Below are 7,045 nucleotides of genomic sequence, written 5' to 3' on the forward strand. Positions count from 1 at the left end.
TACTCCGGGGTGTACTCGAGCTTCCTCAAGCACGCCATCCGCCAGTCCGAGCGCTACGGCGTGCCCGCCCACCAGCTACTACACCGCGCCGGTCAACGCAAACTCATCGGCGGCCAAGAAGACCAACTCATCGACATCGCACTCGAGATCAAGCGCGAGCAAGAGAGCGGCGTGAGGCACCTGGTGGACGGCAAGTCGGCTGTGCAGCAACAGGTGTCGCCGACCGCGTCGTCGGACCACAGTCCGCCGTGACGGTGCTACCCAGCGCCAGTCATAACACCACCCGGTCAGCGGAACACCGCGGCGTGCCACCCGCAACGCCGTGGCAGGCTGACACCGTGGCAGACACTTCCGAAAAGGTCTTCCTAGGCGAGCAAGACGTACGCGAAACCCTGCTACCGCAAGGGATTTTGCGCTACTACGACACTGGCCCGGAGGCCACGGCGGCGCAGCCGCTGCTGTTTTTGCATGGCTCGGGTCCCGGGGTCACCGGATGGCGCAACTTCCGCGGCATCCTGCCCACCTTCGCCGAGCACTTCCGCTGCATCATCCTGGAATTTCCCGGTTTCGGCGTCAGCGATGACTTCGGCGGCCACCCAATGGTCATGGCATTTGGCACCGTATCGCCGTTCCTGGATGCGCTGGGCGTCGAAAAGGCACACATCGTCGGAAACTCGATGGGCGGGGGTGTGGGCATCAACTTCGCTATCCACAACCCCGATCGTGTCGACCGTCTGGTCACGATCGGCGGGATCGGCATCAACATCTTCAGCCCCAGCCCGAGTGAGGGCATCCGGCTGTTGCAGGAGTTCGTCGAAGACCCGACTCGGCAGCGCCTGGTCGACTGGCTCAAATCGATGGTGTACGACCAGTCCCTGATCACTGACGAACTGGTCGAGGAACGCTGGCAATTGGCCACCGATCCGGACACCCTGGCCGCGGCGCGCCGCATGTACGGCAAAGCGGCGTTTGCCGCGATGAACGCCGCGATGGCCGCGTCCGAAAACCCGATGCCGTGGGCAATCCTGCACAAGTTGACCGTCCCCACGCTGCTTACATGGGGTCGCGACGACCGAGTGAGTCCACCGGATATGGCGCTGATTCCGATGCGCACCATCCAAGACGCCGAACTTCACATATTTCCCAAGTCCGGGCACTGGGCGATGATCGAAGCGAAGCAAGCCTTCGAAAGCACCGTGCTGGCGTTCCTCTCACGGCAGCATGATGCCCATTCGGTGTAACGGCGGTGCAGATGCGGCTCCGGATTATCCAGCGTGACAAAGGGAAAGAAAGCCAGCGGACAGTTCTTTCATGTCGCGCCCTCCCTATCGTTGAGTCGCACCAGCGTCGACGGGCAGCGTGACCGCGGTGATATAGCGCGCCTCGTCGGAAGCGAGAAACAAAGCGGCGTTGGCGACATCGACCGGTTCGACCCACGGCACCGCGAGCATGTTCATGCGAAGGGCCGCTTCGGCGAACTCGGCACGCGTCGGCGCCCTGTCGAGTTCGGGACGAAACGCGCTGCGCACTGCGTCGTTTTGAATCAGTGGAGTGTCCACATTGGTCGGATGGACGCAATTGACTCGGACATTCTGCGGCGCAAGTTCTTTGGCCAGGCTCTGCATCAGGCCGACCACGCCGTGCTTAGCCGCGGTGTAATGGGCGACGCCCACCAATCCGCGAAGGCCTGCGATCGAATTGGTCAGGACGATCGCACCCCCACCTTGCGCAATCAGGTGCGGCGCAGCGGCCCGACACGTGTGCCACACACCGGTGAGGTTGACATCCAACATAGTCCGCCAGGCCGCCTCGGTGAGGTCCAGCGCCAGTGCACGCGAAGTGATCCCAGCGGTAGCACACACCACGTCCAATCTTCCCAGCCGTCGCACACCGCGATCGGTGGCCGCCTGGACGCCGTCGACATCGCGCACGTCGACGATCTCGGTATGTATTTTGGCGCCGGTATCGCGCACTTGGGCGGCGGTGTGCTCCAGGTCGTCGACTGTGCTGTGCGGAACCACCACTGTGTCAACGGGAGCGCACACGTCAAGGGCCACGATATCGGCGCCCTCCTGGGCTAACCGCACCGCCTGCGCACGCCCGATTCCCCGCGCCGCGCCCGTGATCAGGGCCACCTTCCCAGCGACCCTGCCGGTCACGTCGCAACCTCTGTCATGTCGGCACGCCGTTCATGCGCCTAGAACTCAATGTGGATGTTGTCGGTCACTGGCCGGGCTTGACACCCGAGGATCAAACCGTCGGCGCGGTCTTCGGGTCCCAGCACATCTCCACCGGCCATATCCACCTCCCCGGAAATCAAGGTCGCCACGCAGGAGCCGCAATGCCCTTCTCGGCACGAATGCGGCACATTGATCCCGGCGTCAAGCATCATCTCGACCAGGGTCTGGTCGCGGCGCCATTGCAGTCGATGGAGAGCACCGTCCAACTCGACGTCTACGGTGGCCACCGCGGCATCGGTGCACAGGGCGGCGCCTTGTTCTTCGACATCTGCCATGCGGCCGATCCTTGCCACATTGGTCCGTGATGTCGTGGTCGGATTCCGATGGACGGGAGGTCGCCATCCCGGCGTCCAGTCACCGGGACGTCTCCTGCGATTCCGGGCGCAGCGGCCCTACCGTCGCTGTTCGTGACCAGTAGCACGAACGACGGGTTGGACCAGGGCATCGACGTGGTGGTCGTAGGTGCCGGCTTTGCCGGGCTTTACGCCCTGCACAAGCTGCGCGCCGACGGGTTGACGGTCAAGGTGTTCGAGGCCGGTCCCGACGTGGGTGGCACCTGGTATTTCAACCGGTATCCGGGCGCCCGCTGCGACGTCGAGAGCGTCGACTACTGCTATTCGTTCTCCGATGACCTGCAACAGGAGTGGGACTGGTCGGAAAAGTACGCCACCCAAGAGGAGATCCTGCGCTACATCAACTGGGTGGCCGACAGGTTGGATCTGCGCCGCGACATCGTCTTCAACACCCGTGTCACGTCGGCGGTTCTCGACGAGCAGCGGTTGCGGTGGACGGTGACCACCGATACCGGGCAACGAGTGAGCGCGCGGTTCTGTGTGATGGCGACGGGCCCATTGTCCGCGGCGATGACCCCACCTTTTGCCGGCCTCGACCGTTTCACCGGCGAGATCTACCACACCGCGGCATGGCCACACGAAACGGTCGACTTCACCGGTAAGCGCGTCGCGGTCATCGGGACGGGATCTTCGGGCATTCAGTCGATCCCGATCATCGCGGAACAAGCCGCGCAACTCTACGTCTTTCAGCGCACCCCGAATTACAGTGTCCCCGCCGGCAATCGGCCTCTCACCGACGAAGACCGGGCCCGGGTCAAGGCCAATTACGCCGAACGCAGGCGCTTATCATGGCGCAGCGGCGGCGGCTCACCGCACATCGCCCATCCGAAACTGACGATGCAAGCCAGCCCCGAAGAGCGGCGCGCGGCGTTCGAAAAACGCTGGGATCTCGGCGGGGTGCTGTTCTCCAAAACCTTCTCCGACCAGATGATCGACCCGGACGCCAACGAGGAGGCGCGCAAGTTCTATGAGGAGAAAGTGCGGGCCATCATTGATGACCCCGCGCTGGCCGAACTGCTGATCCCCACGGATCACCCGATCGGCACCAAGCGGATCTGTACCGACAGCAACTACTTTCAGACATTCAACCGCCCCAACGTGACACTGATCAGTGTGCGAGACACGCCGATCGAATCTGTCGATGCCACCGGCGTCAACACCAGCAACGCCCATTACGACCTGGACATGATCGTGTTGGCTACCGGATTTGACGCGATGACAGGGGCATTGGCCAGAATCGACATCGTCGGCCGGGGCGGTAAACGGCTGCGCGATGACTGGAGCAATGGGCCGCGAACCTACTTGGGTCTGAGCACTGACGGCTTTCCCAACTTGTTCGTCGTGTGCGGCCCCGGCGCGCCGGCGGTGCTGGCCAACATGGTGCTGCACGCCGAGGCGAATGTGAATTGGATCGCCGACTCGATCAGATATCTCGACGATCACGGCTACACGGCGATCGAGGCGACTCCCGATGCGGTGGACAACTGGGTCGCCGAATGCGCGCGCCGAGCCGAGGCCACCCTGTTCACCAAGGCCGACTCCTGGTACATGGGCGCCAACGTGCCTGGCAAGCCGCGGGTGTTCATGCTGTTCCTCGGCGGGTTTGGGACCTACCTCGACATCTGCAATGAAGTCGCCGAGGCTGGGTACAAAGGGTTTTCGCTGACCAAGGCGCCCTGATGTCGAGCCTGTCGGGTCGTGTGGCGCTGGTGACAGGCGCTGGGCGCGGCACCGGGCGCGCCCTGTGCGAGCGATTCGCAGACGAAGGCGCCGACGTCATCGCGGTGGACGTGCCGGCGGCAGCAGAAGACCTCGAACAGACCGCCGCCGCGGTGGCGCAGCGCGGCCGACGCGCGGTGACGGGGCTGGCCGATGTCAGCGACTTGGGCGCACTGACCGGCGCGGTGGGCGCCGCCGTCGCCGACCTGGGACGCCTTGACATCGTCGTAGCCAACGCAGGCGTCCACACGGTGTCGGCTCCGACGTGGGAGATCACTACCCACGACTGGCAGCAGACCCTGGATGTCAACGTGACCGGCGTCTGGCACACCGTCAAAGCCGCCGTCCCGCACCTCGGCGAGGGCGGCGGGTCCGTCGTGATTATCAGCTCCACCAACGGTCTTCGCGGCACGGCCACCACCGCTGCTTACACTGCGAGCAAGCATGCCGTCGTTGGGTTGGCGCGCACGCTGGCCAACGAACTGGGCCCGCGCGCCATTCGCGTCAATACTGTTCATCCTGGAGCGGTCGGGACCTCGATGGTGCTCAACGAGGCGACGTTTAAACGCCTTCGGCCTGACCTGACCAGCCCGACGGCGGCCGACGCTGCAGAAGCGCTCGCGGCTCGCCACCTGCTCCCGGTTCCGTGGGTGGAGCCGGTAGACGTCGCCAACGCCGTGGTTTTCCTGACCTCCGACCACGCCCGCTACATCACCGGCACCCAGCTCGTGGTCGATGCCGGCCTGTTAGCCAAGGCCTAGCAGCGACGCGGATGGGAACCTACGCCGTCACCGGGTCGGCATCGGGCATGGGCCAAGCCGTCGTCCGCAAACTGCTGGCCGCGGGTCACCGCGTGATCGGCGTCGACATTCAGGACGCTGACGTCGTGGCGGATCTGTCCACTCCCGACGGACGCAGGACGGCCGCCGCTGCCGTGTGCGCTACCGGCGACGGTCGACTCGACGGTGCCGTGCTGGCCGCTGGTGTGGGCCCCACCCCGGGCGCGGGTAGCGCGGCCCGGATCCTGGCGGTGAACTTCTTAGGTGTGGTCGAGCTTCTAGAGGCATGGCACCCGGCACTGGCGGCGGCCGGCGATGCGAAAGTCGTGGTTGTGGGCAGTAATTCGTCGACGACAATGCCGTTGGTGCCCCAGCGAGCCGTGCGGGCGTTACTGGGCCGCGATCTCCACAAGGCCGAGCGTGCACTACGAGTGTTCCGATCGGCCGCCCCCTCGATGGCCTACGGCGCATCGAAGATCGCGGTGGCGCGCTGGGTGCGTCGGACCGCAGTGACACCGGCGTGGGCGGGTGCGGGTATCCGGCTCAACGCGATCGCTCCGGGCGCGGTGATGACCCCCCTGCTCGAGCGACAGCTGGCCACACCGCGTGAAGCCAGGGCCATCCGCGCGTTCCCGGTCCCGGTCGGTGGGTTCGGTGATCCCACGCACCTCGCGGACTGGATGGTGTTCATGTTGTCGGATGCCGCCGCCTTTCTCTGCGGCAGTGTGCTTTTCGTCGACGGCGGGTCTGATGCCTACTTTCGCGCCGACGACTGGCCGGCCCGCGTCCCGACTCCGCAACTGCCGCGGTATATGTGGCGGTTGCTGAGGTTTGGCCGCCGGCGATAGGTTTGACGGCGGTAATCACCGGGCCGCTGGCCGTTTCATGGTTGACGTCGCACGCCCATCGCGCCGCAGACGGGCGCGGCCCACTCCAGGGTCGACGAGTACCTGACGTGCTCGTCGAAAGCAGCGGCGATGTCGACCGGCATCGCCACGGGCAGCCGGCGGGTCAGATCGACGTGCACGAGGACCATCTCAAGTGTCGCCGATAGGCGTTGCCGGTACGATCCACGGCGAATGACATCATGTGCACCACCTTGGGTGAGCGGTCAAGGACGCGGGCGTAGAGATTGGCCGTGTCATCTTCGATCAGCTCGCTGTAGTAGCGCAGGTGGTGCTCGACGGTGAAGAGGCCGAGCTGTCGATCAGCCCGATAGGCGTCGTCGATCCCGAGTTCACGCACCAACGCATCGGCGGCGGCCGAACCGAAATCCAGATAATGCAACACGTTCATGTGGCCGTTCCCATCGATGAAGTCACGGGACACATTCCGTGTGATGGCACAGCGCAATTGGGCCACTTGGGCAGCCGACGGCAAGCTTTGCTCTTCCGGCGTCGGTGCCTGCTGATTATGGCCGCATCGAGATGCTGCTCCCTGAACCTGGTCCAAAGGCGCTGACGCTAGGCCCATCGATGGGACCTGGCTGCCGTGTGTCCCGAATGTCGGACGACAGCTCACGTCTTATCTCGGCGTCCGCTGACCGGGAACAGCGTCCAGTGGGCCGCGGACTTCAATAGATCATTACTACGCCCACAGACGTAAAGGACAACGATATGAGCGAGCGGGTACTCGACCGGGTCGTGGCGATGGCGGATCAGTTGCGCGACCAGGCCCCCGAGGCCGAGCGGATCGGCCGCCTGACCGACGACAGCGTGAAGCTGATGAAGTCGGCCGGGTTGATCCGGCTGCTGCAGCCCAAGAGCCACGGCGGCCTTGAGGTCCACCCGCGCGAGTTCGCCGAGACCGTGATGGCCACCGCCGCACTCGATCCGGCCGCCGGCTGGATCGTCGGCGTGGTCGGCGTGCACCCCTACCAGTTGGCGTACGCGGACCCGAAAGTGCCCAACGAGGTATGGGCCGACGACGTCGACACGTGGATGGCGTCACCGTA

General features: G+C 64.8%; 8 protein-coding genes and 2 pseudogenes. 6 read left to right on the top strand and 4 right to left on the bottom strand.

Going from position 1 to position 7,045, the window contains the following annotated elements; genetic code table 11:
* Together A5709_RS16515 and A5709_RS16520 are read left to right on the top strand one after the other, a co-directional pair.
* Positions 1-171 (top strand): annotated as a pseudogene (locus tag A5709_RS16515) (4-hydroxy-2-oxovalerate aldolase); the annotation flags it as partial.
* Between the two features lie 167 nt (positions 172-338).
* Positions 339-1,241 (top strand): alpha/beta fold hydrolase, encoded by a 903-nt coding sequence (locus A5709_RS16520; protein ID WP_068010753.1) that lies wholly within the window; start codon positions 339-341, stop codon positions 1,239-1,241.
* Between the two features lie 84 nt (positions 1,242-1,325).
* On the opposite strand, the gene A5709_RS16525 is transcribed toward A5709_RS16520, so the two are convergent.
* Together A5709_RS16525 and A5709_RS16530 are read right to left on the bottom strand one after the other, a co-directional pair.
* Complete coding sequence (locus A5709_RS16525; protein ID WP_068010756.1) at positions 1,326-2,159, bottom strand: mycofactocin-coupled SDR family oxidoreductase; 834 nt, start codon at positions 2,157-2,159, stop codon at positions 1,326-1,328.
* 38 nt (positions 2,160-2,197) lie between these two features.
* Entirely contained in the window at positions 2,198-2,515 is a 318-nt protein-coding gene (locus A5709_RS16530) for a 2Fe-2S iron-sulfur cluster binding domain-containing protein (RefSeq protein ID WP_067748083.1), read from the bottom strand.
* A 132-nt stretch (positions 2,516-2,647) separates the two neighbouring features.
* Here A5709_RS16530 and A5709_RS16535 point away from each other — a divergent pair, with 132 nt between their 5' ends.
* From A5709_RS16535 to A5709_RS16545, 3 genes are read left to right on the top strand one after another with little or no spacing between them, the layout of a single operon-like run.
* Entirely contained in the window at positions 2,648-4,273 is a 1,626-nt protein-coding gene (locus tag A5709_RS16535; RefSeq protein ID WP_067783799.1) for an NAD(P)/FAD-dependent oxidoreductase, read from the top strand.
* Positions 4,273-5,073, top strand: coding sequence for a mycofactocin-coupled SDR family oxidoreductase (locus A5709_RS16540; protein ID WP_068010757.1), 801 nt, complete (start codon positions 4,273-4,275; stop codon positions 5,071-5,073). The genes A5709_RS16535 and A5709_RS16540 overlap by 1 nt, the downstream gene beginning before the upstream one ends.
* A gap of 11 nt (positions 5,074-5,084) precedes the next feature.
* The gene (locus tag A5709_RS16545; protein ID WP_068010758.1) at positions 5,085-5,939 is read left to right on the top strand and encodes an SDR family oxidoreductase; all 855 of its coding nucleotides are present in this window, start codon (positions 5,085-5,087) and stop codon (positions 5,937-5,939) included.
* Between the two features lie 35 nt (positions 5,940-5,974).
* Here A5709_RS16545 and A5709_RS28865 read toward each other — a convergent pair whose 3' ends face one another.
* Together A5709_RS28865 and A5709_RS16550 are read right to left on the bottom strand one after the other, a co-directional pair.
* Complete coding sequence (locus tag A5709_RS28865) at positions 5,975-6,118, bottom strand: hypothetical protein (RefSeq protein WP_231972060.1); 144 nt, start codon at positions 6,116-6,118, stop codon at positions 5,975-5,977.
* Entirely contained in the window at positions 6,103-6,543 is a 441-nt protein-coding gene (locus tag A5709_RS16550) for a thioesterase family protein (protein ID WP_231972061.1), read from the bottom strand. Before A5709_RS16550 ends, A5709_RS28865 begins: the two co-directional genes overlap by 16 nt.
* Before the next feature lie 164 nt (positions 6,544-6,707).
* Between A5709_RS16550 and A5709_RS16555 the strand changes: the two are divergent.
* Positions 6,708-7,045: pseudogene (locus A5709_RS16555) on the top strand (hydroxylase); the annotation flags it as partial.

The organism is Mycobacterium sp. E1386 (assembly GCF_001672745.1).
Classification (GTDB): domain Bacteria; phylum Actinomycetota; class Actinomycetes; order Mycobacteriales; family Mycobacteriaceae; genus Mycobacterium.